This window comes from Bradyrhizobium sp. 604_D8_N2_3 (assembly GCF_051810765.1).
Lineage (GTDB): Bacteria > Pseudomonadota > Alphaproteobacteria > Rhizobiales > Xanthobacteraceae > Bradyrhizobium > Bradyrhizobium barranii.
On the sequence record NZ_JBPWPM010000001.1, the window covers coordinates 4,011,856 to 4,037,667 of the forward strand.

Annotated in this window: 24 protein-coding genes and 1 pseudogene; 19 read left to right on the plus strand and 6 right to left on the minus strand. The window is 64.1% G+C overall.

Annotation, left to right across the window (positions count from 1 at the left end):
* Nucleotides 1-35: 35 nt before the first annotated feature.
* Nucleotides 36-1,274, minus strand: a complete 1,239-nt coding sequence (locus tag AB7245_RS18875; RefSeq protein WP_439034613.1) for an amidohydrolase family protein — start codon at nucleotides 1,272-1,274, stop codon at nucleotides 36-38.
* A gap of 148 nt (nucleotides 1,275-1,422) precedes the next feature.
* Between AB7245_RS18875 and AB7245_RS18880 the strand changes: the two genes are divergently transcribed.
* Nucleotides 1,423-1,839, plus strand: coding sequence for a nuclear transport factor 2 family protein (locus AB7245_RS18880; protein WP_439034614.1), 417 nt, complete (start codon nucleotides 1,423-1,425; stop codon nucleotides 1,837-1,839).
* On the opposite strand, the gene AB7245_RS18885 is transcribed toward AB7245_RS18880, so the two are convergent.
* The gene (locus AB7245_RS18885; RefSeq protein ID WP_439034615.1) at nucleotides 1,836-2,594 is read right to left on the minus strand and encodes a GntR family transcriptional regulator; all 759 of its coding nucleotides are present in this window, start codon (nucleotides 2,592-2,594) and stop codon (nucleotides 1,836-1,838) included. The genes AB7245_RS18880 and AB7245_RS18885 overlap by 4 nt on opposite strands.
* Nucleotides 2,595-2,792: 198 nt before the next feature.
* Here AB7245_RS18885 and AB7245_RS18890 point away from each other — a divergent pair, with 198 nt between their 5' ends.
* The 5 genes from AB7245_RS18890 (at nucleotide 2,793) to AB7245_RS18910 (ending at nucleotide 8,006) form a co-directional block, all read left to right on the plus strand.
* Nucleotides 2,793-3,650, plus strand: coding sequence for an ABC transporter ATP-binding protein (locus AB7245_RS18890; RefSeq protein ID WP_039157079.1), 858 nt, complete (start codon nucleotides 2,793-2,795; stop codon nucleotides 3,648-3,650).
* Complete coding sequence (locus AB7245_RS18895) at nucleotides 3,650-4,426, plus strand: ABC transporter permease (protein ID WP_014496070.1); 777 nt, start codon at nucleotides 3,650-3,652, stop codon at nucleotides 4,424-4,426. The genes AB7245_RS18890 and AB7245_RS18895 overlap by 1 nt, the downstream gene beginning before the upstream one ends.
* A 40-nt stretch (nucleotides 4,427-4,466) precedes the next feature.
* Nucleotides 4,467-5,492, plus strand: a complete 1,026-nt coding sequence (locus tag AB7245_RS18900) for an ABC transporter substrate-binding protein (RefSeq protein WP_439034616.1) — start codon at nucleotides 4,467-4,469, stop codon at nucleotides 5,490-5,492.
* A 16-nt stretch (nucleotides 5,493-5,508) separates the two neighbouring features.
* Nucleotides 5,509-6,948, plus strand: a complete 1,440-nt coding sequence (locus tag AB7245_RS18905; RefSeq protein ID WP_439034617.1) for an amidohydrolase family protein — start codon at nucleotides 5,509-5,511, stop codon at nucleotides 6,946-6,948.
* Nucleotides 6,949-7,097: 149 nt separating this feature from the next.
* Nucleotides 7,098-8,006, plus strand: coding sequence for an amino acid ABC transporter substrate-binding protein (locus tag AB7245_RS18910; protein WP_439034618.1), 909 nt, complete (start codon nucleotides 7,098-7,100; stop codon nucleotides 8,004-8,006).
* A gap of 10 nt (nucleotides 8,007-8,016) precedes the next feature.
* Here the strand turns inward: AB7245_RS18910 and AB7245_RS18915 are convergent, their stop codons facing one another.
* Nucleotides 8,017-9,243, minus strand: a complete 1,227-nt coding sequence (locus AB7245_RS18915) for an MFS transporter (protein ID WP_439034619.1) — start codon at nucleotides 9,241-9,243, stop codon at nucleotides 8,017-8,019.
* Nucleotides 9,244-9,334: 91 nt separating this feature from the next.
* Here AB7245_RS18915 and AB7245_RS18920 point away from each other — a divergent pair, with 91 nt between their 5' ends.
* Genes AB7245_RS18920 through AB7245_RS18935 form a run of 4 tightly spaced genes read left to right on the plus strand, consistent with a single transcriptional unit; the run spans nucleotide 9,335 to nucleotide 12,927 of the window.
* On the plus strand, nucleotides 9,335-9,808 hold the full coding sequence (locus AB7245_RS18920) for a MarR family winged helix-turn-helix transcriptional regulator (RefSeq protein WP_439034620.1): 474 nt from the start codon (nucleotides 9,335-9,337) through the stop codon (nucleotides 9,806-9,808).
* 1 nt (nucleotide 9,809) lies between these two features.
* The gene (locus AB7245_RS18925) at nucleotides 9,810-11,861 is read left to right on the plus strand and encodes an FUSC family protein (RefSeq protein WP_439034621.1); all 2,052 of its coding nucleotides are present in this window, start codon (nucleotides 9,810-9,812) and stop codon (nucleotides 11,859-11,861) included.
* On the plus strand, nucleotides 11,858-12,064 hold the full coding sequence (locus AB7245_RS18930) for a DUF1656 domain-containing protein (RefSeq protein WP_028146630.1): 207 nt from the start codon (nucleotides 11,858-11,860) through the stop codon (nucleotides 12,062-12,064). Before AB7245_RS18925 ends, AB7245_RS18930 begins: the two co-directional genes overlap by 4 nt.
* Nucleotides 12,061-12,927 carry an efflux RND transporter periplasmic adaptor subunit gene (locus tag AB7245_RS18935; protein ID WP_439034622.1) on the plus strand — a complete coding sequence of 289 codons (867 nt, stop codon included), beginning with the start codon at nucleotides 12,061-12,063 and terminating at the stop codon, nucleotides 12,925-12,927. The genes AB7245_RS18930 and AB7245_RS18935 overlap by 4 nt, the downstream gene beginning before the upstream one ends.
* Before the next feature lie 660 nt (nucleotides 12,928-13,587).
* On the opposite strand, the pseudogene AB7245_RS18940 reads toward AB7245_RS18935, so the two are convergent.
* Nucleotides 13,588-14,801: pseudogene (locus AB7245_RS18940) on the minus strand (acyl-CoA dehydrogenase family protein).
* A gap of 568 nt (nucleotides 14,802-15,369) precedes the next feature.
* Between AB7245_RS18940 and AB7245_RS18945 the strand changes: the two are divergent.
* Genes AB7245_RS18945 through AB7245_RS18960 form a run of 4 tightly spaced genes read left to right on the plus strand, consistent with a single transcriptional unit; the run spans nucleotide 15,370 to nucleotide 18,035 of the window.
* Complete coding sequence (locus AB7245_RS18945) at nucleotides 15,370-16,098, plus strand: outer membrane protein (protein ID WP_439034623.1); 729 nt, start codon at nucleotides 15,370-15,372, stop codon at nucleotides 16,096-16,098.
* A gap of 51 nt (nucleotides 16,099-16,149) precedes the next feature.
* Nucleotides 16,150-16,659 carry a porin gene (locus AB7245_RS18950; RefSeq protein ID WP_085404777.1) on the plus strand — a complete coding sequence of 170 codons (510 nt, stop codon included), beginning with the start codon at nucleotides 16,150-16,152 and terminating at the stop codon, nucleotides 16,657-16,659.
* Between the two features lie 52 nt (nucleotides 16,660-16,711).
* A complete protein-coding gene (locus AB7245_RS18955) occupies nucleotides 16,712-17,470 on the plus strand; it encodes an outer membrane protein (RefSeq protein ID WP_439034624.1) in 759 nt (252 codons plus the stop codon).
* Nucleotides 17,471-17,501: 31 nt separating this feature from the next.
* Nucleotides 17,502-18,035, plus strand: a complete 534-nt coding sequence (locus AB7245_RS18960) for a porin (RefSeq protein WP_439034625.1) — start codon at nucleotides 17,502-17,504, stop codon at nucleotides 18,033-18,035.
* A gap of 84 nt (nucleotides 18,036-18,119) precedes the next feature.
* Here the strand turns inward: AB7245_RS18960 and AB7245_RS18965 are convergent, their stop codons facing one another.
* Together AB7245_RS18965 and AB7245_RS18970 are read right to left on the minus strand one after the other, a co-directional pair.
* On the minus strand, nucleotides 18,120-19,238 hold the full coding sequence (locus AB7245_RS18965) for a glycoside hydrolase family 172 protein (RefSeq protein ID WP_439034626.1): 1,119 nt from the start codon (nucleotides 19,236-19,238) through the stop codon (nucleotides 18,120-18,122).
* Between the two features lie 92 nt (nucleotides 19,239-19,330).
* Entirely contained in the window at nucleotides 19,331-20,956 is a 1,626-nt protein-coding gene (locus tag AB7245_RS18970) for a long-chain fatty acid--CoA ligase (protein ID WP_439034627.1), read from the minus strand.
* A gap of 165 nt (nucleotides 20,957-21,121) precedes the next feature.
* On the opposite strand from AB7245_RS18970, the gene AB7245_RS18975 reads away from it, so the two are divergent.
* The 5 genes from AB7245_RS18975 to AB7245_RS18995 all read left to right on the plus strand — a co-directional run bounded on the left by AB7245_RS18975 (nucleotide 21,122) and on the right by AB7245_RS18995 (nucleotide 25,502).
* Nucleotides 21,122-22,984 (plus strand): flavin-containing monooxygenase, encoded by a 1,863-nt coding sequence (locus AB7245_RS18975; RefSeq protein ID WP_439034628.1) that lies wholly within the window; start codon nucleotides 21,122-21,124, stop codon nucleotides 22,982-22,984.
* Nucleotides 22,981-23,787 (plus strand): shikimate dehydrogenase family protein, encoded by an 807-nt coding sequence (locus AB7245_RS18980; protein WP_439034629.1) that lies wholly within the window; start codon nucleotides 22,981-22,983, stop codon nucleotides 23,785-23,787. The genes AB7245_RS18975 and AB7245_RS18980 overlap by 4 nt, the downstream gene beginning before the upstream one ends.
* Before the next feature lie 119 nt (nucleotides 23,788-23,906).
* Complete coding sequence (locus AB7245_RS18985; RefSeq protein ID WP_439034630.1) at nucleotides 23,907-24,740, plus strand: lytic murein transglycosylase; 834 nt, start codon at nucleotides 23,907-23,909, stop codon at nucleotides 24,738-24,740.
* Nucleotides 24,741-24,845: 105 nt separating this feature from the next.
* A complete protein-coding gene (locus AB7245_RS18990) occupies nucleotides 24,846-25,067 on the plus strand; it encodes a hypothetical protein (RefSeq protein WP_028146622.1) in 222 nt (73 codons plus the stop codon).
* Between the two features lie 12 nt (nucleotides 25,068-25,079).
* Nucleotides 25,080-25,502, plus strand: a complete 423-nt coding sequence (locus AB7245_RS18995; protein WP_439034631.1) for a hypothetical protein — start codon at nucleotides 25,080-25,082, stop codon at nucleotides 25,500-25,502.
* Nucleotides 25,503-25,812 lie beyond the last annotated feature (310 nt).

Consider the following 25,812-nt stretch of genomic DNA (forward strand, 5'->3'; position numbering starts at 1 on the left):
AAGCTGCGGGTAGGGCGCAAGGCGCGGAAAGTCGGTCAGCCCGGCCCGAACAAAGTGGGCCGCTGCCGCTCAAACGTCTGCCGGCCAGCCTTGAAGCCCATCACGATGTCCGGCAACTCGGCGATGGCGAAGCGGCTGTCCTGGGTATCGAGCACGACGAGGTCGGCGGGGTTGCCGACCTTGATGCCGTAATCACTGAGGTTCATCAGCCGCGCCGGCAGTTCGGTCACGAGATCGAGGCAGGTATCGAAGTCGCTGACCGAGGCGTGCGCGACGTTGGCGTAGAAATTTGCCATCCGCAGCAGCGAGGCGTCGCCGAACGGCGTGAACGGGTTGAGCACGTTGTTGGTGGCGACCGAGCACAGCACGCCGTCGCCGGCGAGCTTGTGCGCAAGCGTCAGCCCGCGCGGCACGTTGTGGGTGGCTTCGCGGCCCATCAGATAGAGATCGGTTGCGGGCAGGACGGTGACGGCAACGCCTGATGTCGCCAGTTGCGCGGTGGCCGCCTTCATCCGCTCCGGCGGCAGCGCCGAGAGTTTTGTGGCATGACCGATCGCCACGCGTCCCCCGTAGTTGCGCCGCTCGGTCTGCCGGCAGACTTCGTCGAGGTGCCACCAGGAGGGATCGAGATCGAAATCGAGATGGAGGTCGACGTCGACGTCGAATTCCTGCGCGAGATTAAAGATGCGCTCGAGGTGCGCGTTCGGGTCGGTGTCCATGTAGGGACAGCCGCCGATCGCTTCGCCGCCGTCGCGCAGCGCCTGCACCAGCAGCTCTTCGCTGCCGGGGTCGTTGGTCAGGCCTTCCTGCGGGAAGACACAGAGCGACAGGTCGATGGCCCAAGCATAGTCGCGCTTCAGCGCCTTGACCGCCTCGAAGCCGCGCAAGGCGATGCGGGGGTCGATCTCGACATGGGTCCGCATGCGCGTCGTGCCATGCACGATGGCGCGTTCGAGCACTTTTGCGCCGCGCGCGTAGACGTCCTCGACCGTAAAGTCCTTCTTCATCCCGGCCACGGCGCGGATCGCGTCCGAGACGCTGCCGTGATTGTGCCCGCAGCGGCCGAGCAGGCAGGCCTTGTCGAGATGGATGTGGGTGTCGACGAACCCAGGCAGGGCGAGGCGCCCGCCGACATCGACCTCGACGGCCTCGCAGGCAAGCTGCGGCTCGATCGCGGCGATGCGTCCGCCCTTCACGCCGATATCGACGGGTGCGGCGGATGATCGCAACAGCGTGTTGCGGAAGATCAGGTCGAAGGCGGGTTGGGCGGTCATGGCGTCGGATTCAGCTGTGGTAGCCTAGCGGAAGCTTTGGAAGCTGGCAGCTCCAGATTGTGTGCAGTTATGCCACCAAATTGTTCAAAAAATGTGCATGCACTTTGGGGCGTGAACTGTAGAATGCCGGCACCTCGGAGAGCCCGCCATGTCCGCCCCCGCAAAAGCCGAACGCCCGATGACCGACGCCGAGATCGTGGAGGCCTATCTCACCGCCTCGATGATACCCGATCCCGATGCGGCTGCGGCCTATATGAAGCCGGGCACGGTGATCACGTTTACCGGCGGGCGCGAGTTCGATCATCCGCGCGGCCCGACCGGCTTCAACGCAAAACGCTATAGCTGGGTCAAGAAGAAGATGGACCGGTTCGACGTCTGTCCGGGCGCGGACGAGACCGTGGTCTACAGCGTTGGCACGCTCTATGGCGAGTGGATGGACGGCACGCCGTTCGAGGGCAATCGCTATGTCGATCGCTTCGTCGTGCGGGGCGGGCAGATCGTGAAGATGGACGTCTGGAACGACAGCGCCGAGCGGATCCTGGTCCAGCGCGGGATTGAGGCCTAACCCCTGCGGGCCACTTTCGGCAGCTTGACGACGCGGTCGCTCGTCACTTCATCCGCATAAGGCGCGAGAATATCGAGCAGGTCGCGGCCACGTTGCGGGGTGGGGGCCACCAATGCACGATTGGCCACGGAATCCAGATGATGATGCATCAATTGCATCACCTTGGCTTCGTCGCCCTTGGCGAGCGATGCGATGATGGCGCGGTGCTCGTTGATCGCGCATTCGGTGGAATGCGGTCGGCTGTAGAGCGACAGCGTCAGGCAGCAGCGATAGGCGACCTCGCTGACATAGCGCACCAGGATCGGGCTGTTGGTCATGTGCGCGAGCAGGATGTGGAATTCGGTGGCGAGCCGGATCGAAACCGCGTCCGTGCCACCGCGCGCGCGGTCCTCGGCATCGACATGGGCATTCAGCTCGGCGATCTGGCTCTTGCTCAGCTTGCCCGCGAGCTGGCGGACCACAAGGCCCTCGAGCTGGATGCGGATGTCGAAGGCATCGCGCGCCTCCTGCCAGCTCGGCGTTGCCACCACCGCGATCCGGTTGCGGCGGAGCTCGACGAGACCTTCGGCAGCAAGCTGCCCCAGCGCGTGGCGCGCAATGGTGCGGCTGACGCCGAAACGTTCGCCGAGCGCATCCTCGGGCAGCTTTGCACCGGGTTCCAGCGCCTGCTCGATGATCGCGCGCCTGAGCGCGCGGCAGATCGCGCTGACCTTGTCCGATGATTCAGAGGTCTTGCTGGTGGTGCGCGCCGCCATTGGCGAATCCTTGCGGGGAGAGTCGAAACCTCTCTTTAGCACAGGCTTAGTCCAATCCAGCGCTCCAATTGCATGCAGTTTTGCGGCCGTATTGCCTAAATCGAATCCGGCCATCCGGCGGGGAGTTTGGCCAAATCATTGATTTTGCGAGGACGACCGACTGGCACCTAGCTTGCATACACTTTGGCTGTGATGCGCATGCAACCCAACGCTCAATTTGACGGCCAGCCCGTTCCCGAAGGCTCCGGCCCTGTCGCCATCGAGCTGTCCGAGGCCTCCGTGACCTTCGGGCGCGGCGACCGCGCCGTGCCGGCTCTGTCGAAGACGACGTTGCGGATCGCCGACGGTGAGTTTGTCGCACTGGTCGGCCCATCCGGATGCGGCAAATCGACCATTTTGCGCCTCGTCTCTGGCCTGGTGCAGCCGACCAGCGGCGTCGTCATTGTCGGCGGCCGCGAGGTCGCGGCGCGGGCGCTGCGGGTCGGCATGGCCTTTCAGAACCCGACCATGCTGCCGTGGATGACGATCGAGCGGAACATCATGTTGCCGCTGAAGATCGTCGAGCCGTTCCGCTCGAACTTCCGCAAGCTGCGCAAGACCGAGTTTCGCGACAAGGCCAACGCCCTGCTGGAGCAGGTCGGGCTTAGGGGATTCGGCAGTCGTTATCCCTGGCAACTCTCCGGCGGCATGCTCCAGCGCGCCAATCTCTGCCGCGCGCTGATCCACGAGCCGCGCATGTTGCTGCTGGATGAGCCGTTCGGCGCGCTCGACCAGTTCACCCGCGAGGAGCTGTGGGCGATCCTCCAGAACCTCTGGATGACGCACAAGCCGACGGTGCTGCTGGTGACGCATGATTTGCGCGAGGCCGGCTTCCTCGCCAGCCGCATCTGCGTGATGAGCGCGCGTCCCGGCCGCATCCTCGACGACAGCCGAGTTGAATTCGCGCGGCCGCGCACCGTCGCAATGACCTTCGAGCCGGATTTCGTCGCGCTGAACCAGAAGCTGCGCGCCTTCATCGAGGATGCGCGCAGTGCGGCCCAACAGGGGACAGGCTGATGTTCGGGATCGATGTCAGGCAGAAGGCGTGGTCTGCGGGGCTGATCGTGCTGTTCTTCGTCGCCTGGGAGCTGTTCTGCCTGATGACGGGCATGTCGGACCTGGTGCTGCCGCGGCCGTCGCAGGTTTTTGTCACGCTGTTCCAGCGCTTCCCGGTGCTGTGGCCGCACATCGTGCAGACGCTCGCGACCACCATGTTCGGCTTCGTCCTCGGCGTTGCGCTGGGTGTAGCCCTCGGCGCCATCATCGGCGTCTCCAGGACGGCCTATGACACCTGCTATCCACTGCTGATCGGCTTCTCCTCGATCCCCAAGGTCGCGGTGGTGCCGATCTTCGTGCTGTGGTTCGGCTCCGGCACGGTGCCGGCGGTGCTGACCGCGCTGTCGATCTGTTTCTTCCCGATTGTCGTCAATATCGCCACGGGCCTTGCGACCACCGAGCCCGAGCTCGAAGACGTATTGAAGGCGCTCGGCGCCAGCAAGTTCGACATCCTCTGGAATGTCGGTCTGCCCAGGACCATGCCGTTTTTCTTCGCCTCGCTGAAGGTCGCGATCTCCTACGCTTTCGTCGGCGCCGTGCTGTCGGAGACGGTCGCCTCCAACCGCGGCATCGGCAACGTCATGATGACCGCGTCCTCGAATTTCAACGTGCCGCTGGTGTTCGCCGGCCTGTTCGTGCTCGCCGGACTTGGCGTCGCGCTCTACGCGGTGTTCTCGTTGATCGAAGGGCGCGTCACCGGCTGGGCCACGCGCAAGAACGACGTGATCGCCACCTGAATTCTTGAACCGTCATGCAACGAAGCTTGAGGAGGTCTTGATGTTGAGAAAAGTAACAGTCGCGCTGCTGGGATTGGCTCTGTCCGCGGGCGCTGCCACGGCCGAGGAAACCACGATCAAGTTCACGCTGGGCTGGAAGACGCAAGGCAGCGATGCCGCATTCTTCTACGCGAAGGACAACGGCTACTTCAAAGAGGAAGGCCTCAACGTCGTCATCGACCAGGGCGAAGGCTCCGGCGCGACCGTCACGCGCGTGATGTCGGGGGCCTATGACGCCGGCTTCGGCGACGTCAACGCCATCATTCAGAACGCCTCGACCAAGCCGCAGGAGGCGCCCGTCATGGTCTACATGATGTGGAACCAGCCGCCGTTCGCGATCGTCGCCAAGAAAACCAGCGGCATCAACACCATCAAGGATTTTGAAGGCCACACGCTGGGCGGCGCGCAGGGTACGCCGACGACGCGGCTGTTGCCGGTGTTCACCCGCAAGAACGGGCTCGACGGCGAGAAGATTAAGATCTCCAATATGGCCCCGAACCTCCAGGAGCCGATGCTGATCAAGGGCGACATCGACGCCGCGCTCGTGTTCAACATCACCAGCTACTTCAACCTCGTGCTCAACCGCCAGGACCCCGACAAGGATTTCAAATGGTTCTCGTTCGGTGAGTACGGCCTCGACCTCTACTCCAACGGCGTGATGGTCTCGAAAAAGCTGATCGCGTCGAACCCGAAGGCGGTGGCCGGGCTCGTGCGCGCCATCAACAAGGGCGCAATCGCGGTGGCCAAGGACCAGAACGCCGGCATGAAGGCGGCGCTGAACTACGACAATCTGATCGACGTCGCCGTCGAGAAGCGCCGGCTGCAATATTCCTTCGACAAGCTGATCGTCTCGCCCGAGATGAAGGAGATCGGCATCGGCGACATCAAGGATGACCGCATGACGCGCGCCATCGGCATCGTGGTCGAGGGCTATCAACTCGCCCGCGCGCCGACGCCCGCAGAGGTGTTCTCGCGCGAATTCCTGCCGCCGCGTGCGGAGCGGGAGCTGGTGTATACTGCCAACTAAATTTGGAGAGACGGTCATGGCCACGGAGATTGCGGCAACCAGCCTGTTCCGTGGCCCTGATCTCGGTGTGACCGACAATGTCGTGCTGCGGCACGATAACGGTATCATCACCGACATTCTTGAAGGAGCGGGGCCTGCTGGCGGGCCTCGCTCCTTCGTCATTCCTGCCTTCGTCAACGCCCATGACCATGCGCGCGCGACCGCGTCGTCCTTCGGGGCGATCGGCATGCCCCTCGAAAGCTGGATCCTGCGCACCGCGCTCGGCACGCCCATCGATCCCTATCTGACCGCGGCCTCCGCACTGGCACGTTCCGCCAGGGTTGGTTGCGCTGCGATGATGGTGCACTACACCCGCCCAAGCGGGACGATGCCGTTGCTCGATGAAGCCAAGGCGATTGCGAGGGCGGCATCCGATGTCGGCATCCGCGTGGCATTTGCCCTCGCGGTGCGGGACCGGAATCCGATCGTTTATGGCGATGCCGAGCCGATTCTCTCCGGCCTCCCCAGTGATGACCGCAAGACCATCGAAGACCTCTTCGTTCGCGCGCCGATGTCTCCGAAGGCCTATATCGAGCTGACCGATGCGATTGCCGCCGCCATCTCCGGCCCGATGGTCGACGTGCAGCTTGGACCCGCCGGCGTGCAATGGTGTTCGAAGCCGCTGCTGGAGGCGGTGGCGGAGAACTCGGCGCAGACGGGCCGCCGCATCCACATGCATCTGCTGGAGACCACGTACCAGCGCGCCTGGGCCGATCTGAATTTTCCGGACATGGTGCGCTGGCTGCGCGATATCGGCTTCCTCTCGGAGCGGCTGACGCTGGCGCACTGCATCCACGCCCGTCCCGATGAGCTGGAGATGATCGCAGCCTCCGGCGCGCGCATCGTCACCAATTTCAGCTCGAACATGCATCTGCGCTCGGGACTCGCCCCGATCGCCGCCGCACACACATGTGGCTGCGCCATCGCGGTCGGCGTTGACGGGTTGGCGCTGGACGAGGACGACGACATCCTGCGCGAGATGCGGCTGGTGCAGATGGCCCACGGCGGCCTCGGCTTCAAGGCGACCTGGACGCCGGCCGAGCTGTTCGCGCTTGCTGTCCGCAATGGGCGCCGTGCCACCGGCGCGCCTAGGAGCGGCGAGCTCGTCGCAGGCAATCCCGCCGATTTCGTCGTGATCGACCTCGACCGGCTGGACCGAGATCAGATCATGCCCGTTGACCCCATGGCGCTTCTGTTCGCGCGGGGCAATGCGTCGCTGGTGAAGGAGGTCGTCGTCGCCGGCAAGACGATCGCGAAGGACAGGGCCTGCATGGGCGTTGACCTACCGGCCATCGAGCAGGAATTGCGGGCGATGTACCGCGTCAATGTCGGCAAGCTCTCGAATTTCCAGCGGATGTGGCCGCCGCTGTCGGAGCGGGTTTCCGGCTGGTTCGAGCAGCAGCTCACCTGCGAATAGGGCGGGGCGTCACGCCCCCCTTAGGTCCGGCCGATATAAAACCGCGATAGCTGATAGGCGGAACCTCGTCTGGCGGTTGGTCCGGCTCTGGGCTATCACACGCGCGGCTGCGCGCCGGCGCAGCCCTTGATCCCCTTGAGGAGCCCCCGATGCGTCTTCCCACCGTTATGCTGGCCCTGACATGTCTTGCGGGCGCAGCTTCAGCCGAGGACCTGTCGGGCACGCTCCAGAAGGTCAAGGAGACCAAGAAGATCACGCTCGGCTATCAGGAAGCGTCCGTTCCCTTCAGCTATCTCGACGGCAACCAGAAGCCGATCGGTTTCGCGATGGATATCTGCCTCAAGATCGTGGATGCCGTGAAGAAGCAGCTCGGCATGCCCGACATCGCCGTCGACACCCTCGCCGTGACGTCGTCGAACCGGATTCCGCTGATGGTCAACGGCACCCTCGATCTGCACTGCTCGGCGACGACAAACAACGCCGACCGCCAGAAGCAGGTCGCCTTCACCAACACGCATTTCCTCAGCGCGACGCGGTTTGCGGCCAAGAAGGCCGCGAAGATCAACACGATCGACGATCTCAAGGGCAAGGCCGTCACGGCGGTGGCAGGCTCGGTCAATCTGAATCAGCTTGCCAAGGTCAACACCGAGCGAAATCTCGGCATCAGGATAATGCCGGCCGTGGATCAAGCCGAAGCGTTCCTGCTGCTGGAAACCGACCGCGCTCAGGCTTACGCGCTCGACGACGTCCAGCTTGCGGTCGCGATTGCGCGCTCGAAGGAGCCGGCGCTGTTCATGATCAGCGAAGAGACGTTTTCGAAGGCCGAGCCCTTCGGGATCATGCTGCGGCGGGAAGACGCGCCGTTCAAGGCGCTCGCCGACCGCGCCACCGCCGAGCTCTACGCGAGCCCGGAGATCGAGGTGCTCTACAAGCGCTGGCTGGAATCGCCGACGCCGCCGAACGGCCTCAACTACAATGTCCCGATGTCGGCGGCCCTGCGCAACGCCTTCAAGAAGCCGAGCTCGAGCTTCGATCCCGACGTCTACGTGGTGAACTGAGGCGAGGGCGCTAGCGCGTCCGCGGTGCATCCAGCAGCTGGCCAGCCAGCGCCGCGCCGATCGCCGCGATGGCGGCCATAGCAAGCGCCCACGGAACGAACAGCCGATGACCGATCAGCGCGCCGCTCAGGAGCGGCGCGCTGATATTCGCACCCGACATCAGCGACTGGTTCAGGCCCATAATCATGCCCTGACGATTGATCGCGGTCGAGCGCGACAGCTCGGCCGTCAGCGTGCTGCGCGCGAACATGGTGCCGACGATGATCAGTGTCAGGTTGATCGCGAGCAGGCCGACATTGTCGCGGGCCGCAAGTCCGGCAAATCCGAGACCCATGCAAGCGAACGCGGCCATCACGATGCTGCGGTCTGACGCGATGATGCTCACACGCGTGATGAGCAGACCCTGAACCACCATGTTGATGAAGCCGGCATAGGCGAACATCCAGCCGAGCTCGCGCGCACCGAAGGGATGTCCGTCCCAGGAGAACCGCGCCGACAGGAACAGGCCGATCTGCGACAGGAACATCGAGTTGACGAAGAAGAACACGATGAGCAGGCCGAGCAGCCGCCAGGCATAGCGCATGCCGAGCAGGCTGCGGGTCAGCGTCGGCTCGGGCACGCGATGCTGGTAGAGCGGCTCGGACGCCGGGTGATCAGGCGGGAGCAGGGCGATCGTCGCAACGATGCTGATCAGCGAGAGCGCGGCCGCGGCCCACACCGGCGCGGTCTGGCCGTAGTGCACGAGGAAGCTCGAGAGAGCAGGGCCGAGCAGCAGCCCGGTCCCGATCGCACCGCTGGTCATGCCGAGTGCCTGCTTGCGTGTTGCCGGCGCGCTGTGCTCGGCGGCATAGGCGTGAGCGACCGAGATGTTGCCTGATGTCAGGCCGTCGATGATGCGCGCCAGGAACACCAGCGTCAGGTTGCCCGCCAATGCGAGCAGGATGAAGCCGATGAAAGTCCCGATCTGGCTGACGACCAGAACCTTCCGCCGGCCGTAGTGATCCGAGAGCATGCCGACCACGGGGCCGGCAACGAGCTGACAGACGGCATAAGCCGAGATCAGCGCGCCGAGCAGGAACGGCGTCGCGCCGAGCCGCTGCGAATAGAACGGCAGCAACGGCAGGATGATTCCCATGCCCGTGGCGTCCACAGCGACGACCACGAAAGTCGGGACCAGCGTCAGCGTGCTCTCGCCCGCTATTGTCTCCCTTGCCTCGGTCGCGGAACCCGGTCCCATCCAGCGTTGTCCTCGTTCGCATTTGCGTGATCGATTGCGATACGTCGGATTATATAGTTGCAAGCTAATAGTTCGCGTCCTATCAAATTGCATGGCTCCCTCGCAGGCGCATATCCACGGCGAGATCGGCCGGCTCATCGCACGTCTGGCCCGCATCTGGCGCCGTGAGTCGGATCAGGCGCTGTCCGATCACGGCCTGTCCTATGCGACCGCGATTCCGCTGCTGGTGCTGTCGCGGCAGGGCGAGAACGTGCGACAGGGCGTGCTCGCCGACGAGCTCGGCATCGAGGGGCCGTCGCTGGTCCGGTTGATCGATCTGCTCGAGGCCGAAGGGCTGGTTGAACGTCGCGAGGATCCGAGCGACCGCCGTGCCAAAACGTTACATCTGACCAAAGCGGGCGAGGCGAAGGTCGAAGAGACCAACCGGGTGCTGCGCCGGATACGGGCGAGCCTGCTCAAGGATATCGGCGCGGACGAACTTGCGATAACCTTCGAAACTCTTCAGCGCATCGAGCAGCGGGCCAGTCGCCTGCAGGACACCAAGACCGGTCCAGAGACGAAATAGCATGCGCGCAGACGAGCCGTTCCTGGTCCGCCACGCGGACGTCATTTTTGCGTTGAAGACGTTTGCCGCGTCGATGCTGGCGCTCGTCATCGCATTCGCCATGGACTTGCCGCGGCCCTATTGGGCGATGGCGACCGTCTACATCACCTCGCAGCCGCTGGCGGGCGCGACCAGCTCAAAAGCGTTCTTCCGCGTCATGGGCACGCTGGTCGGCGCCGCCATGACGGTGGCGCTGGTGCCGAACCTGATCGATGCGCCGGAATTGCTTTGCCTCGCGATCGCGCTCTGGGTCGGACTCTGCCTCTATCTGTCGCTGCTCGATGGCACGCCGCGCAGCTACGTCTTCATGCTGGCGGGATACACGGTCGCATTGATCGGGTTTCCCTCGGTCTCGGAGCCCGGCGCCATCTTCGATACCGCCATTGCGCGGGTGGAGGAGATTTCCCTCGGCATCATCTGCGCGAGCCTCGTCTCCACCATCGTCTTTCCCCGCAGCGTCGCGCCAGCCGTCGCCAATCGCGTCGACGCCTGGCTGTCGGATGCGCAGCGCCTGAGCCAGGCGGTGCTGCTTCGCCAGGGAACGAGTGAAACGCGCCGTGGCAGGCGACTCAAGCTTGCGACCGACATCGTCGAGATCGACACGCTTTCCACTCATCTTGCGTATGACCGGCTGACCGATCGCAATGCGGTGACTGGCCTCGGCGAGATCCGGCTGCGCATGCTGATGCTGTTGCCGGTGATCGCCTCGCTGGAGGATCGGCTGGCAGCGCTGGGGGAGGAGGCGTTGCGCCGGCAGCCCGAGCTGAAGCGGCTGCTGGAGGATCTTGCGCAATGGATTGCGAGCGATGTCGGCGCGCGGCAACCTGCCGAGCCGATCCGCGCCGCGATCGCAGAGCGACAGGCGGTGCTCGATGACAGCGCCTCATGGGAGCGGATCATCACCACGAGCCTGCTGTTGCGGCTGCGCGAGCTGGTCGACCTCTCGCGCGACTGCCGCGTGCTCAGCGAGGCCATCGCCGAGAGCCGCAATGTTTCGACGCTCGACCTGGCCTTCCGTTCCGAGGCCGGCGCCGCGCCGGTGCGCCATCGCGACCGCGGCCTTGCCTTGTGGTCGGCGGTCGGCGCGGCCACCGCCATCCTGATCTGCTGCGCGTTCTGGATCGGGACCGGCTGGCCGGACGGCGCCTCGGCGCCGATGATGGCGGCGGTCGCGTGCTCCTTCTTTGCCGCGCAGGACGAGCCCGCACGTTTCATCCGCAGTTTCGGCCTGTGGTCGCTGGTCGCCATCGTGGTCGTCGCGATCTATCTGTTCGCGCTGGTGCCCGCGATCTCCCATATTGAGGTTCTGATCGTCGCGCTGGCGCCGACCTTTCTGCTCTACGGCTTCCTGATCGGACGGCCGGCAACGGCGGGAACAGGCATGGCGCTCGCGGCCAACACGGCCACGCTGCTGGCGCTGCAATCGACCTACAGCGCCGACTTCGCATCCTATGCCAATTCTGCGGTCGCCTTCTTCGTCGGCGTCGTCATCGCCGAGCTCGTGACGCGGATCGCGCGCGGCGTGGGCGCGGAGTGGGTCGCCCATCGCCTGGTGCTGTCGAGCTGGAAGACGCTCGCGGTCGCTGCCGAGCGCCGCGGCAAGCATGATCGGGCAGAGTTTGCGGGCCTCATGCTGCATCGGCTCGGGCTGCTGGTGCAGCGCATCGCCTTCCTCACCGAGAGCGATCGCCACGATGCCGATAGCCTCGTGCAGCTTCGAATCGGGATCAATATCATCGACCTGCGCCGCGCCCGCTATGGGCTTGCCGCAACCACTATTGCCGTCATCGACGACATGCTTGATCAGCTCGCGATCGCTTGCCGCAACCATGCCGGTGGAGGAATGCCGACCGAGCTGTTGACCAGCGTCGATCGGGCGCTGGCCAAGGCGGTGACGGATTCCAATGACCGCGCGCGCGAAGACGCTCTGATCGGCCTCGTCGGCATCCGCCGCGGCCTGTTCCCGGACGCACCGGCCTACCGGCCGCGTACAGGCGCGAGTGTTGCCGCATGAGATACGTGATCGACATCTATGGCGTGCTCGTGCCGGCGCTGCTGCTGTGGATCATCGTCGCCTATGTCCTGAGCGCGATCCTGCGCCGGCTCATGCAGCGCTTCGACCTCTACCGGCTGGTCTGGCACCGTGCGCTGTTCGATTTCGCGATTTTCGTCTGTCTTCTCGGCGGCGTCGTCTATCTCTCGGAGTTTTTGCCATGAAGGGGAATTTCGCCTGGTTTGGCCGCCTTGCGCTGACCGTTGTCGCCGTCGTCGCCGCGCTCGCGGTCGGCCGTGAACTTTGGGTCTATTACATGGAGCAGCCCTGGACCCGCGACGGTCGCGTCCGCGCCGATGTGGTGCAGGTCGCGCCTGACGTCTCCGGGTTCGTCACGGAGGTGCTGGTCAAGGACAACCAGAAAGTCCATCGCGGCGATGTGCTGTTCCGGATTGATCGCGAACGTTTCGCGCTGGCCTTGCGGCAAGCCGATGCATCCGTGGCGGGTCATCAGGCCACGCTCGACCAGGCCAATTCCGATTTGAAGCGCTACAGCGCGCTGACCACCGATGCGGTATCGCAGCAGAAGCAGGAGCAGGTGTTGGCCACCCAGCTCCAGGCCAAGGCGGCGTTCGATCAGGCCGTCGCCGACCGCGCGGTCGCCCAGCTCAACCTCGATCGCAGCGAGGTCCACGCCTCCGTGAACGGTGTCATCACCAATATGGATCTGCGTCCCGGTGCTTACGTCACGGCCGGCAAGGGCGTGATGGCGCTGGTCGACACGGATACGTTGCACGTGGAGGGTTATTTCGAAGAGACAAAGCTCGCGCGCATCCGCACCGGCGACAAGGTGCGGGTCCGCCTGATGGGCGAAACGGTCACGCTGTCGGGCCATGTCGAGAGCATCGCCGCCGGCATTGAGGACCGCGACCGCGCTGAGGGCGCGAACCTGCTTGCCAATGTCAACCCGACCTTCAGTTGGGTGCGGCTCGCCCAGCGCGTCCCCGTGCGCATCGCGTTGGACAATGTCCCCGACACCATCTCGCTCGTCGCCGGCCGCTCCGCGACGGTAGAGGTATTGGACTAACGCAACGAGCCCATGGATCGCGCCTGGCTTGGGGAAAACCGCCAACAGGCGTTTCAATGCCAAATCGCAGGGCTAATCCTGACGCGCTTGTGTGAGTCGGGGGACCGTATGGGCGTTTGGTTTTTAGTCCTGGCAGCCTGCGTCGTCGGTGCGTTGCTTCTTCTGGCATTCTGCCGATAGAGCCGACAGCGGACGCAAATGTTGCTGCGAAGCATCAGCCAGCCGTTGAATAGCGGTTCCAGACCGATGGTTTTTGACTGTGCATGGATGACCGCGTTCACTTCCGGGATCGGAGGCGGACATGAGCTGGTTGTTTGTGTTTCTCATTGCCGCGAGCGCAGTCGTTCTGATCGCCCATGCAATTGACGCGATGCGTTCCTGATACTGCCTGCGACTCGGTTTCGTCGGTAGCTAGGTAAGCGACGAAATTGTTCCGAGGCGGGCGAGTGTCAATTTGAGGAACCTGGTCCTGCAGGCCAAGGTTGTCACAGCAGGAGGAATACGATCATGCTTGCGTTCTATCTGCCGATCATCATTTTCGGAGCGATGCTCGAAGCGATTTCGAAGCAAAATGTCTCTGCACCCATCCAGGAGCCGCCAAGCATCGATTAGACTTCGACGCTCAGGCGTTCCGCTCGGGACTGACGAACCAGCGTCTGCTCAGGCATTCGAGTATTTCTTCAGCTCGAACCGCGCGATCTGGTTTCGGTGCACCTCATCCGGCCCATCGGCAAGCCGCAGCAGGCGCGCGGTCGCGTAGGCCTGGGTCAGACCGAAATCGTTCGAGGTGCCGCCGCCGCCGTGCGCCTGGATGGCCCAGTCGATGATCTGGCAGGCCATGTTGGGCACGGCGACCTTGATCATCGCGATCTCGGCCTTCGCGACCTTGTTGCCGACGGTGTCCATCGCATAGGCGGCGTTGAGCGTCAGCAGCCGGGCTTGCTCGATCATGATGCGGGCTTCCGCGATTCGCTCCTGCGTCACGGTCTGCTCCGAGACCGGCTTGCCGAAGGCGACGCGGCTGCGCACGCGGCGGCACATCTTTTCCAGCGTACGCTCGGCAAGGCCGATCAGCCGCATGCAGTGATGGATGCGGCCGGGGCCGAGGCGGCCCTGTGCGATCTCGAAGCCGCGGCCTTCGCCCAGCAGCATGTTCTCCTTGGGCACGCGCACATTGGTGAAGACGACCTCGGAAGCGCGGTCGGGCACGCCGTAGAAGCCGAACACGGGCAGCGGACGCTTGACCTCGATGCCCGGCGTGTCCATCGGCACCAGGATCATGGATTGCTGCTTGTGGCGGTCGGGATTGTCCGGATCGGTCTTGCCCATGAAGATGCAGATCTTGCAGCGCGGGTCGGTCGCGTTGGTCGTGTACCATTTCCGCCCGTTTTGATGACGTAATGGTCGCCGTCGCGCACGATCGAGCTTTCGATGTTCGTCGCATCGGATGATGCGACCGCGGGCTCGGTCATGGCGAAACAGGAGCGGATTTCGCCAGCGAGCAGCGGCTTCAGCCAGCGCTCCTTGTCCTGCTCCGTGCCATAGCGCTCCAGCACCTCCATGTTGCCTGTGTCGGGCGCCGAGCAGTTGAACACTTCGGGCGCCAGATGCGTGCGCCCCATCACCTCGCAGAGCGGGGCATATTCGAGATTGGTGAGACCCGCGCCGTGGCCGGACTCCGGCAGGAACAAATTCCAGAGACCTTCGGCGCGCGCCAGCGGCTTCAGCTCCTCGACAACGGGATAGACCTTCCACGGTCCGAGCTCTTCCGCTTCGCGATAGAAGCGCTCCTCGTTCGGATAGATGTGCCGATCCATGAAACTTTCGAGCTTGCGCTTGAGCTCGACGACTTTGGGCGACATCGGGTAGAGCATCTGGACCTCCTGTAGATCAAGCAGCGCCTGCACGCGGGGCCGGCCTGCATCAGAATCGAGTCGGCGATAGCGGCGCTTGCCTCATCGCATTTTCATCGGCGCGGCTCTGCGCAAATCGCGTCAGGGCTCACCTGTTGCGTAGCGATATTGACGCCCATTCATGCGTTGTCTTGCGTTTGTGCACCGAATGAGAAGCGCGTGGGAAACAATCAGCAACTGTGACTTTGACGCGACTGGCAATCCGAAAGGTCGTGCCTAAGATCGGCCTCAATCAAAAGTGGGGGCAGCAGTCATGACAACACAAGGGGACTACGGAAGCACATCCTTACGGATCGCGCGCCCCTAGTTCGCCAGTCGATAGGACGCGGAGCGCATTGTCCTAGACTGCGCGCGGGTTCTTCCAACAACCGGTAGTCCGTCCCGTCGATCCGCAAGCTGCGCGGTCGCCGGTTTCGTTCGTTCAAAAGCAAGCAAGGGCTTGATCCAAACGTTGCGTCTCAAGGCACAATCTAAAATAGAGAAATATAAGAATATCAATCTTGAATTCGAAAAGGAAATGGACATCGACATGCACACGCAATCAGGACGTTCCGTAACTCACCGCATCAGACTCGCCGCCACCGTTGCAGCGGTGAGCGCGATTATCACTTCACCTGCTTTCGCCGGCGGTCCGCTGCCTGCACCCGTCGTCTCCTGGTCTGGATTCTACGCCGGTGTCCATGGCGGCTGGGGATGGGGGAAGTCGGAGTTTCGCGATCCCCTCAACAGCCCCGCCAACAATCCGTTCTCTGCCTACTACAACGGACCGCTCGCGGGCGGGCAGCTCGGCTACAATTGGCAGCTGGGCAACTATGTCCTTGGTGCCGAGGTCGACGGCTCCTGGTCCTTCGTGAAGGGCAACACCAGCACCTCGCCCCTTCTCACGTCGAGCACCACCAACGGGGTCGGCTACACCGCCCTCGCGACCGCGACGGGCCGTGTCGGCTACGCATCGGGCCAATGGCTCGCCTATGCCAAGGGCGGTGCCGCCTATGCCCGCATGGAGCTTTCGTCGCGGTTCACCCCGGAGATGACCAACTACAACCGCGAGCTGTTCGGTGCCGTCGGCGGCGTCGGCCTGGAAGTGGCCTTCTTGCGCAACGTCTCCGCCAAGGTCGAATACAACGCGATCTTTCTCCCCACCGAAACGCTGCATTGGGTGAGCCAGGACACGACCTCCGAGATCAAGCATTTCGTCCAGGTGGTGAAGGCCGGCATCAACGTCCGTTTCAACGGCGACGGCGGCCTCCCGCGTTAATTCCCCGGCACATCGAAACAACATTCAACAGAAATCCTCGGAGACAACATCATGTCCACCATGTCCAAGATCGCCGCAGTCGTCACCGCCGGCCTCGGCGCCATGATCGCCGCACCAAGCCACGCCGCCGCTCCAGTCGAGTACGTCAAGGTCTGCTCCTTGTACGGCGCCGGCTTCTTCTACATTCCGGGCACCGACACCTGCACCAACGCCAACCAGATCGCGACGAACCAGTTCGATCTCGCGCGTGCGCAGACCCGCGCTTCGACCGGCACCGCGATGGCCGCGTCGCTCGTCGCGCCGTGGCTTCCGACCGGTACCAACTACGCAGTCTCGACCCACTGGGCGACCTATGACGGCCAGCACGCCGCGGGCTTCTCGGGCCTGATGCGGGTCTCCGGCAATTTCGTGTTCTCGGGCGGCTTCTCGCTCGGCCTCGACAAGGGAAGCCTCACGTCCCTCACCAACCGCACGCAGACGGAATTCGGCACGGCGATCCCGGCGCAATCGTGGAGTGACGTCCGTGGCCTCGGCCGCGCGGGGTTCATGTACGCCTGGTGATGCACGCGACGCTCGCTCCTAAAATTCATTCTGACATTTGAAAGACCATCCCATGACAATCTCTCTCTCGCGATCGGCGCGCCGCTTCCTCTCCTGCGTTGCTGCCGTCACGCCGCTTCTCGCGGCCATGCCGCTCACCGCCACATCCGCGAACGCGGCCGACATGACCGTGAAGGCTCCGGTCGTCGCTCCGGTGCCGCTCTGGAACGGCTTCTACATTGGTGCTCATGGCGGTTATGGCATGGGCAGCAGCCGGCTCGTCGACCCGAGCTTCGCATTCGCGCAAGATCGCTTCACGATGGACACAAAGGGCGCGCTCGCAGGTGCGCAGGTTGGCGCCAACTGGCAGTTCGACAACATCGTGGTCGGTGCCGAGCTCGATCTTTCCTGGGCGTCGATGAAGGGCAATCGTCCGTTCGATCCCGCGAACCCCATCTTGTCCGGGCTTTCAGTGTCGTACCAGGCGATGGCGACGGGCACCGGTCGCATCGGCTACGCGTTTGATAACGTACTGGCTTACGCCAAAGGCGGCGTTGCCTGGGCCAATGTCGCCTACCAGGCCTATGTCGGCACGGTTGCTCCGCTCGACGTGAACCACCAGCGGACCGGCTTGACCGGCGGCGTCGGCCTTGAATACGCGCTGACGAGCAATCTCTCGGCGCGACTGGAGTACGACTACCTGTATTTCGGTCCGGCCGCGATCGCGCTGAGCACACGGATCAGCACCCAGAACGTCGACCACGACCTTCATCTCGTGAAGCTCGGCGTGAACTACCGCTTCAACGGCGATGCCATCGTTGCTCGTTACTGAGCCGCGTCAACGTCACTGATTGGAGACAAACATGTGGAAGCAAATCAACGCGGCACGAGACGTCTTCCGACGTCACCTGCGCGCTATCCTTGCGACTGCCGCTCTGGTTCTGGCGATCCCGACGCCCGGCCATGCTGCGGTCGAGTACGAAAAGATCTGCTCGGTCTACGGTGCCAACTTCTTCTACATACCGGGTACTGACACCTGCGTGAACGCGGGGCAGACGGTGCAGAGCCAGTTCGATCTCGCACGCCAGATTACCCGTGCAGCGACGGGAACGGCCATGGCGACTTCGCTCGTCAATCCGTTCCTGCCCGACGGGACCAACTATGCGATCTCGACGCACTGGGCCGTCTTCGACGGGCAGCATGCCGCCGGTGTGGTCGGAATGATCAGGATCCAGGGAAACCTGTCTCTGACCATGGGCATCGCGTTCGGTCTCGATCGCGGCAGCTTGACGTCCACGTCCAACCGGACCGCGACGGAGTTTGGCGTGGCGCTTCCGGCGCAGTTGTGGAGCGACGTGCGCGCCCTTGGACGGGTGGGGCTCCAGTATTCCTGGTAGCCGGCGCCGAACACGAAGGCGCCGCCCGGACGATCTTCACGACGTCCGGGCGGCGCAAAATGCTGGGAGCGCAGGGAAGGGCGGCTAGCCGATTTCGAGATAATCCGGGCCGGGCAATGTCGGGAAGGGCGGGGTCGGCAGCGTCTGGTACCAGAACGCGACCGAGGCGATGTCGTCCTGCAATGGAAGATACTTCGCCTCCTTGACGCCCGGCAGCCAGCCCAGCGCCTGGATCGTCACGCGCAGATCGGAGCGGAAGCGCACGGGATCGGGGATGTGCCAGCGGTACAGGCCGAAGCGTTGCTGCGACTTGTAGGCACCATCGGGACGGATCACCTGCGGCAGGCCGGCATAGGGCGTGGTGAATTCCTGGTAGCGGGATTGTTGCGCCGGACCCTGGCCGGCATGCGCGACATAGGGATCGAAATTATAGGCGCCGCAGAAATAATCTTCGGTGCCGGTGCCGCAGATGGTCGGAAATGCACCGTCGCCGTCGATGAAGAACTTGATCTCGCCTTCGCCCCACCAGCCGTTGTTGTTGACGCCCCAGGCCATATAAGTGCCGACATAATGGCCCGCACCGCTGACGCCATCGAGGATGGTGTAGACCTCCTTGTACGGCAGCGGGTTGGTACGCCGGAATTGCGCATGGAAATAGGCGCAGTCCTCGGGCACCTCGGTGAGCGCATAGTTGATCTGGTAGTAGACGGTGAGCTGCTCCTCGCTGCGGTTCTCCAGCGTGAAGCGCGCGCGCTTGCGGAACGGCATCTCCCAGTAGCAGTTGAAGGCGCGGCCGGGATTGACGCAGACCGCGAGCGAGGACACCTGCGCGAACTCCTCCCATCCGCAGGCGAAGAAATCGCCGGCCGGGCATTCCACGCTTGGCAGCGTTTGGTCGTCCCAGTAGATGCGCAGGATCGAGTGACGAAGGCGCCCGCGCGCCAGCGTCATCCAGATCTGCTGGATCGCGCCCTGGCCCTGAATGTCGCCGAGCGTAAAGGTAGCGCCGGGCTCGATGACGACGTAGGGCGAGATCTTCCAGCCCTGGCCGAGATCGCGAGCCTGGCGTGCGGCGGGCCCGTCGACGGACATGCCGCCCTTGCCCTTCTCGCCGGTGAAATTCTCGGGGCTGATCGAGCGCGTCTGCGCATTCGACAGGCGCGACAGATTGCCGAGATGCAGGCCCAATCCGGAAAACGCCATGCTGTCCTCGATCCCTGGAGTTAGCGACACCTCGATATATCGCCGTCGAATCTACCAAAAGATGAAGACCGCGCACGCAGGGTGCGCGTACTTCAGGCGACGCGGTACTCCCTGAACTTCTCGCGCAGCGCGGATTTGAGCACCTTGCCGGTGCCGGTCATCGGAAACTCGTCCAGGAATTCGACGGCGTCGGGCATCCACCAGCTCGCGATCTTCGGGCGCATGTGGTCGAGCAGGGTCTTGCCGTCGACGGTCGCGCCCTTCCTGCGGACGACGAGGAGCAGCGGACGCTCCTGCCATTTCTCATGGTTGATCGCGACCACGGCGGCTTGCAGCACGTCGGGGTGGGACAAGGCGACGTCCTCGAGCTGGATCGAGGAGATCCATTCGCCGCCGGACTTGATCACATCCTTGGAGCGATCGGTCAGCGTGACGTGGCCTTGGCTGTCGATCATCGCCATGTCGCCGGTGATCAGCCAGCCATCACGGTCGAGGCCTTCGTCGAGCTTCATATAGCCCGAGGCGACCCATGGCCCACGCGCGCGCAGATGGCCGACGGTCTTGCCGTCGCGCGGCAGCTCGTTGCCGCCGTCGTCGACGATGCGCAAGGCGGTGCCGAAGCAGGCGCGGCCCGACACCTGGCGCCGGTCGAATTTCTCCTTGTCGCCGAGATGCTCGGAGCCGGGCCGCAAGCCCGGCATCGAGCAGCCCAGGGCCTCGGTCATGCCCCAGGCCTGGACGTAGTCGATGTCATAGTCGCGCTTGAGCTTCTCGACCATCGCGCGCGGCGGCGCCGAGCCGGACGACAGCGTCGCGCGCAGCGTCGAGAATTTATTGCCGGTGCGACCCAGCCAATCGAGCAGGATCAGCCAGAAGCTCGGCACGCCCGCCGACAGCGTCACCTTCTCGCCTTCGAGCAGTTCATAGAGCTTGTCGGGCTCATAGTTGCGGCCGGGTAGCACCAGCTTCGATCCCGTGTAAGGCGCGGTGAACGGCATGTTCCAGCCGTTGCCGTGGAAGAGCGGCGCCATCGGCATCATGACTTCGCGTACGCCTTCGAGATGTCCCGGCAGGAAGTCGAAATTGCAGCAGGTCATGGTCTGCAGGATCGCGGCGCGGTGCGAGTAGATCACGCCCTTGGGGTTGCCGGTCGTGCCCGACGTGTAACAGATGGTGGAGGCGGATTTTTCGTCGAACTCCGGCCAGGCGAAACCGCCGTCGTTCTCGCTGGCGAGGAGATCCTCATAGCAATGCACGTTCGCAAGCCTGGTCTCCGGCATCCGCTCGCGCGAGGACATCACGACGAAGGCTTCGATCGTCTTCAGCTGCGGCGCGATCGCCTCGACCAGCGGCAGCGTGGCGCGGTCGATGAACAGCAGCCGGTCCTCGGCGTGATTGATGATGTAGACGAGCTGCTCGGGGAACAGCCGCGGATTGATGGTGTGCAGCACATAGCCCATGCCGGGCGCGGCATAGAACATCTCGAAATGCCGGTGCGTATTCCAGGCCAGGGTGCCGACGCGGTCGCCTTGCCTCATGCCGAGCCGCTTCAGAGCCAGCGCCATGCGCTTGATGCGTGGATGGGCGTCGGCGTAGGTGTAGCGATGGATGTCGCCCTCGATCTCGCGCGCGACGATCTCGGCTTCGCCGTGATAGTCCGCGGCATACTGGATCAGGCCGCTGATCAGGAGCGGCATATCCATCATCAATCCCTGCATGGTCTCCTCCGGATCCCCACGTCGTTGCGTGGCATATGTTGTGATTTGCGCGTGAGGTTAGCGGAACGTCATGCGGCGTTCACGCAAAAAGCGAGCGACGCGATTGCATGCGTCACTTTTTCGGGGCTAACTGATCCGAGGCAGCGTTCGCCGTGGAGGACATGGATGTCAGCGGAAAGACACAAGACCGGTGCAGCCGGCGAATCTACGGTCGATATTTCCGCACTCCGCGCGCGCTATCGCGACGAGCGCGACCGGCGTTTGCGCGCCGAGGGCAAGGCGCAATATGTCGAGGTCGCAGGCGATTTCGGCCGCTACCTCGACGATCCCTGGGCCGATCCCGGATTTGCGCGCGCAGCTGTCAGCGAACAGACCGAAGTTCTCATCGTCGGCGGCGGCTTCGGCGGCCTGCTCTGCGGCGCGCGCCTGCGCGAGGCCGGCATCGAGGATTTTCGTATCGTGGAAAAGGCCGCCGATTTCGGCGGCACCTGGTACTGGAATCGTTATCCCGGTGCGGCCTGCGATACCGAGAGCTACATCTATCTGCCGTTGCTGGAAGAGACCGGCTACATGCCGGTGCGTAAATATGCGCGCGCGCCCGAGATCTACGAACACTCTCGCCGCATCGGCCGTCACTTCGGCCTCTACGAGCGCGCGTTGTTTCAGACGATCATCTCGCGGATGGAATGGCAGGAGCAGGAGGGACGCTGGCTGGTCGAGACCGATCGTGGCGATTGCATCCGCGCGCGCTTCGTCATTCTCGCCGGTGGCCCGCTGAGCCGTCCAAAGCTGCCGGGTATTCCCGGCATCGAGACCTTTAGGGGACACAGCTTCCACACCAGCCGCTGGGATTATGGCTACACCGGCGGCACGGCTGAAGGCGGTCTCACCGCTCTCGCCGACAAGCGCGTCGGCATCATCGGCACCGGCGCGACCGCCGTGCAATGCGTGCCGCATCTCGGCCGCTCGGCGAAAGAGCTCTATGTCTTCCAGCGCACGCCATCGGCGATCGGCGTGCGCGACGACCGTCCGACGGACGCAAGCTGGGCGCAGAGCCTCGAGCCCGGCTGGCAGCGCGAGCGCATGGACAATTTCACCGCGGTCATCTCCGGCGAGCCGTTCGAACGGGATCTGGTGCAGGACGGCTGGACCGGCCTGCTTGGCGAGATCCTGCTGGCGCCGCGCCGCCAGCCGCAGCCGGTGACCTCGCTCGAAGAGGCGCTGAAGGTCATCGAGCAGGCCGACTATCGCAAGATGGAAGAGATCCGCGCGCGCGTCGATACCGTTGTGATGGACGAAGCAGCCGCGGCGGCGCTCAAGCCCTGGTACAAGGCGTTCTGCAAGCGCCCATGCTTCCACGACGAATATCTCGACACCTTCAATCGTCCCAACGTGCATCTGGTCGACACCAAAGGGCAGGGCGTCGAGCGCATCACCGGGAACGCCGTCGTGGTCGACGGCAAGGCCTATGAGCTCGACTGCCTGATCTATGCCAGCGGCTTCGAGGTCGGCACTGACTATGCCCGCCGCATGGGCTTCGAGGTTTACGGCCGCGACGGCGTGAGCCTGTCCGAGCGATGGCGCGATGGCGTCAAGACGCTGCATGGCTTCTACAGCCGCGGCTTCCCGAATTGCTTCCTGATCGTCACGGTGCAGGCCGGCCAGAGCGCCAATTTTCCGCACATCATCGACGAGCAGTCGCAGCACATCGCCTATGTGATCGCAGAAGTGCGCAAGCGCAAGGCGCGGACGCTGGAGCCGACGCTCGCCGCCGAGAACGCCTGGGTCGACGAAGTCGTCAAGGCCGCGCTCGGCCGCCAGACCTATCTGGCCGAGTGCACGCCGGGCTATTACAACAACGAGGGCGTGTTCGATCCGATCGCGGCACGAAACAGCCAGTACTGGCGCGGGCCGGTGGCGTTCCTGCGGCTGCTCGACAAATGGCGCAAGGAAGGCAATCTGGATGGCCTGGAATTGACTGAGGGGACCGAGGCGGGCGGCTCTCAGGTTCCGGCTTCAACGGCATGATCCCGGGTCTATCAGGCGCGACGCGGCTCTACGTCATTGTCGGCGATCCCATCGCGCAGGTGCGCTCGCCGGCAGGCGTGACAGCCGCCTTCGCCGCGCGCGGCCATGACGGCATTCTCGTGCCGGTTCAGGTCGCGCCAGCGGATTTGCCGGATTTCCTCTCGGTGGCAACGCGGCTGAAGAACCTCGACGGCATCGTCGTGACCATCCCGCACAAATTTGCCTGCTACCAGGCCTGCGTCAGTGCGACCGAGCGCGCACATTTCCTGCGCACCGCGAACCTGATGCGCCGGCGCGCCGACCGCTCATGGCATGGCGACATGGTGGACGGCCTCGGCTTCATCGGTGCGGCGCGGGCGAAGGGGATCGATCCCCGGGGCATGCGGGCGCTGCTGGTCGGCGCCGGCGGCGCAGGATCGGCGATTGCGCTTGCGCTGGTCGAGGCCGGCGTGAGCGATCTCGCGATTCATGACAGCGCGCCCGAGCGCCGCGACGCACTGATCGGCCGGCTCAACGGGCGCGGCGGAACGCCCGTGCGGGTCGGCACCGGGGATCCCGCGGGCTTCGATTTCGTCGCCAATGCGACACCCGCCGGGATGAAGGAGGGCGATCCGCTGCCGGTCGATGTCGCGCGGCTTGCGCCGACGGCCTATTGCGGCTGCGTCATCACAAAGCCTGAAGTCTCGCCCTTCGTCGCGGCCGCCCGCAGGGTCGGCTGCGTGACCGGGACCGGTACGGACATGTACGAGCAGCACCAGGACATCATGGTGGATTTCCTGCTCGGCCGCGACGGCGAAGGGTAGGCGGCTGCCCCGGTGTCAAGGCACAGGTTGCACCGGATGGGGCTTGAGCGATCAGGGCCGACGTAGGATCATGGGCCCGCGCGAGCCGGTCGCGCACGTTTATGTGAGAGGACCAGGGAATGACCAAGAGCAGGACCGTTGCGACGGCCATGATCGGCGCTGCAGCGCTGCTTCTCTCGCTGGCGCCCATGTCCCTGATATCCATGGCCGAGGCCGCGCAATGCGGCAGCTCGCCGGCGGGCTTTGAGGCCTGGAAGCGCGAATTCAGCGCGGAGGCGCAGGGCAAGGGCGTCGGACAAACCGCGCTCGCGGCGCTGATGCAGACCAATTACGCCGGTGCCACGATTGCGGCCGACCGCGGCCAGCGCAGCTTCTCGCTGACGCTCGACCAGTTCCTCGCCAAGCGCGGCGCCACCACCATCGTGGCCAAGGGGCGGCAGCTCAAGCAGTCGCAGGCCGCCTTGTTCGCCTCGATCCAGCAGCGCTACGGCGTCCCGCCCGGGCCGCTGATCGCGATCTGGGGCATGGAGACCGGGTTCGGCAGCCAGCGCGGCAACCAGAACATGCTGTCGTCGATCGCGACCCTTGCCTATGACTGCCGCCGTCCCGAATTCTTCACCGACCAGCTCTATGCCGCCCTCAAGCTGATCGACCGCGGCACGCTGTCGGGCGCGACCCGCGGCTCCATGCACGGTGAGGTCGGCCAGACCCAGTTCATGCCCAAGAACATCCTGGCCTACGGCATCGGCAATCTCGAGGTTGCCGCCAATGCGCTGAACTCGACGGCGAATTTCCTGAAAGCTCATGGCTGGCGCGCAGGAGCCGGTTACCAGCCGGGCGAACCGAATTTTGCCGCTATCGAGGCTTGGAATGCTGCCGGCGTCTATCAGAAGGCAATCGCCCTGATGGGACGGCAGATCGACGAGGGAGGAGGGGCGGCCGCGTTGCGTTGAGGCCGCATGAAGGCTCGGCCGCGCACGAGAAAGTTCTTGCGTTAAGGAACTGACGGCACGAGGTTTGCTTTGATCGGGGGCAGGGCTGGCATGAGGAGACTCAATATGGCTACCCAGATCGTGATGGACCAGACTGGCGACACGCGCCACGAGTTTGATCCTGACAATGCCGAAGCGCTGGCGCGAGCCGAACGGCGCTTTCGTGAGCTGACCGGAGCGGGCTTCACCGCCGCCTATCGTACCGGACCCGGTGAAGTTACCCGCATCAAGTCATTCGATCCGACCGCGCACGAAACGCTGTTCTATCCCCGCCTGGTCGGCGGTTGATCTGAGCTGCTCATGATCGCGGCAATTTGGCTCCGTGCGCCGGCGCGTGCGCGTCTGCATGCGCTGCGCGAGCTCTATCGGCGCTTCTTCGGCGAGAACACGCCGGATGCCCGCGGCCGCCGGCTTTTGGCCGAATGGCTGTCGCCGGCGCAGCGCGCGCAATTCGAGCAGCATCGGTATTTCGATGTCATCGGCTGCGATACCGGCAAAAAGTACCGCATCCACTACGGCACGGCCGCCAATGTCCATGAGATCGACGATGAGGGGCGTGCGGCGATGGGATGGTGCTTCGTCCCGTCAGGCTTTCTCGTGCCCGGCGACGTGATGCTGGCGCAGAAGGTCGCGCTCGAGACCGACGAGAACGCGGCAATCGCGCTCGCCAACCGGTTTCCGCCGGCCACGCACTCGGAGCACTTTTACCGGCGCCCGTTCTAGCGGCCGGAGGGCGTACAGATCAGGAGTGCGTGGTGCGGTAGGCATCCAAAGCATGCGCCGCGAAGACAGCGACGCTGCAAAGCGCGAGCACGGCTGAGATCAGCTCGATCATAGCTCATCCTCCCGCAGCGGCTGGGAGACGAGATTTTGGCAGCAGGCATAATCCAGGATGAGGTCGAGGAAGAATTGCATGGTGGCCGTCCCTGTATGATTTTGACAACCAGATAACCGGCAATCTGTTTCAGGCGTGTTTCGTCGTTTTGGGAAACGGGTTTCGCGGGGAACCCGGGGCTGGTTTGTGCACCGCAGA

What these genes read in the sequence shown, in the direction of transcription:
- AB7245_RS18875 (WP_439034613.1), bottom strand. Translation starts at nt 1,274, where the DNA reads ATGACCGCCCAACCCGCCTTCGACCTGATCTTCCGCAACACGCTGTTG.
- AB7245_RS18880 (WP_439034614.1), top strand. Translation starts at nt 1,423, where the DNA reads ATGTCCGCCCCCGCAAAAGCCGAACGCCCGATGACCGACGCCGAGATC.
- AB7245_RS18885 (WP_439034615.1), bottom strand. Translation starts at nt 2,594, where the DNA reads ATGGCGGCGCGCACCACCAGCAAGACCTCTGAATCATCGGACAAGGTC.
- AB7245_RS18890 (WP_039157079.1), top strand. Translation starts at nt 2,793, where the DNA reads ATGCAACCCAACGCTCAATTTGACGGCCAGCCCGTTCCCGAAGGCTCC.
- AB7245_RS18895 (WP_014496070.1), top strand. Translation starts at nt 3,650, where the DNA reads ATGTTCGGGATCGATGTCAGGCAGAAGGCGTGGTCTGCGGGGCTGATC.
- AB7245_RS18900 (WP_439034616.1), top strand. Translation starts at nt 4,467, where the DNA reads ATGTTGAGAAAAGTAACAGTCGCGCTGCTGGGATTGGCTCTGTCCGCG.
- AB7245_RS18905 (WP_439034617.1), top strand. Translation starts at nt 5,509, where the DNA reads ATGGCCACGGAGATTGCGGCAACCAGCCTGTTCCGTGGCCCTGATCTC.
- AB7245_RS18910 (WP_439034618.1), top strand. Translation starts at nt 7,098, where the DNA reads ATGCGTCTTCCCACCGTTATGCTGGCCCTGACATGTCTTGCGGGCGCA.
- AB7245_RS18915 (WP_439034619.1), bottom strand. Translation starts at nt 9,243, where the DNA reads ATGGGACCGGGTTCCGCGACCGAGGCAAGGGAGACAATAGCGGGCGAG.
- AB7245_RS18920 (WP_439034620.1), top strand. Translation starts at nt 9,335, where the DNA reads ATGGCTCCCTCGCAGGCGCATATCCACGGCGAGATCGGCCGGCTCATC.
- AB7245_RS18925 (WP_439034621.1), top strand. Translation starts at nt 9,810, where the DNA reads ATGCGCGCAGACGAGCCGTTCCTGGTCCGCCACGCGGACGTCATTTTT.
- AB7245_RS18930 (WP_028146630.1), top strand. Translation starts at nt 11,858, where the DNA reads ATGAGATACGTGATCGACATCTATGGCGTGCTCGTGCCGGCGCTGCTG.
- AB7245_RS18935 (WP_439034622.1), top strand. Translation starts at nt 12,061, where the DNA reads ATGAAGGGGAATTTCGCCTGGTTTGGCCGCCTTGCGCTGACCGTTGTC.
- AB7245_RS18945 (WP_439034623.1), top strand. Translation starts at nt 15,370, where the DNA reads ATGCACACGCAATCAGGACGTTCCGTAACTCACCGCATCAGACTCGCC.
- AB7245_RS18950 (WP_085404777.1), top strand. Translation starts at nt 16,150, where the DNA reads ATGTCCACCATGTCCAAGATCGCCGCAGTCGTCACCGCCGGCCTCGGC.
- AB7245_RS18955 (WP_439034624.1), top strand. Translation starts at nt 16,712, where the DNA reads ATGACAATCTCTCTCTCGCGATCGGCGCGCCGCTTCCTCTCCTGCGTT.
- AB7245_RS18960 (WP_439034625.1), top strand. Translation starts at nt 17,502, where the DNA reads ATGTGGAAGCAAATCAACGCGGCACGAGACGTCTTCCGACGTCACCTG.
- AB7245_RS18965 (WP_439034626.1), bottom strand. Translation starts at nt 19,238, where the DNA reads ATGGCGTTTTCCGGATTGGGCCTGCATCTCGGCAATCTGTCGCGCCTG.
- AB7245_RS18970 (WP_439034627.1), bottom strand. Translation starts at nt 20,956, where the DNA reads ATGCAGGGATTGATGATGGATATGCCGCTCCTGATCAGCGGCCTGATC.
- AB7245_RS18975 (WP_439034628.1), top strand. Translation starts at nt 21,122, where the DNA reads ATGTCAGCGGAAAGACACAAGACCGGTGCAGCCGGCGAATCTACGGTC.
- AB7245_RS18980 (WP_439034629.1), top strand. Translation starts at nt 22,981, where the DNA reads ATGATCCCGGGTCTATCAGGCGCGACGCGGCTCTACGTCATTGTCGGC.
- AB7245_RS18985 (WP_439034630.1), top strand. Translation starts at nt 23,907, where the DNA reads ATGACCAAGAGCAGGACCGTTGCGACGGCCATGATCGGCGCTGCAGCG.
- AB7245_RS18990 (WP_028146622.1), top strand. Translation starts at nt 24,846, where the DNA reads ATGGCTACCCAGATCGTGATGGACCAGACTGGCGACACGCGCCACGAG.
- AB7245_RS18995 (WP_439034631.1), top strand. Translation starts at nt 25,080, where the DNA reads ATGATCGCGGCAATTTGGCTCCGTGCGCCGGCGCGTGCGCGTCTGCAT.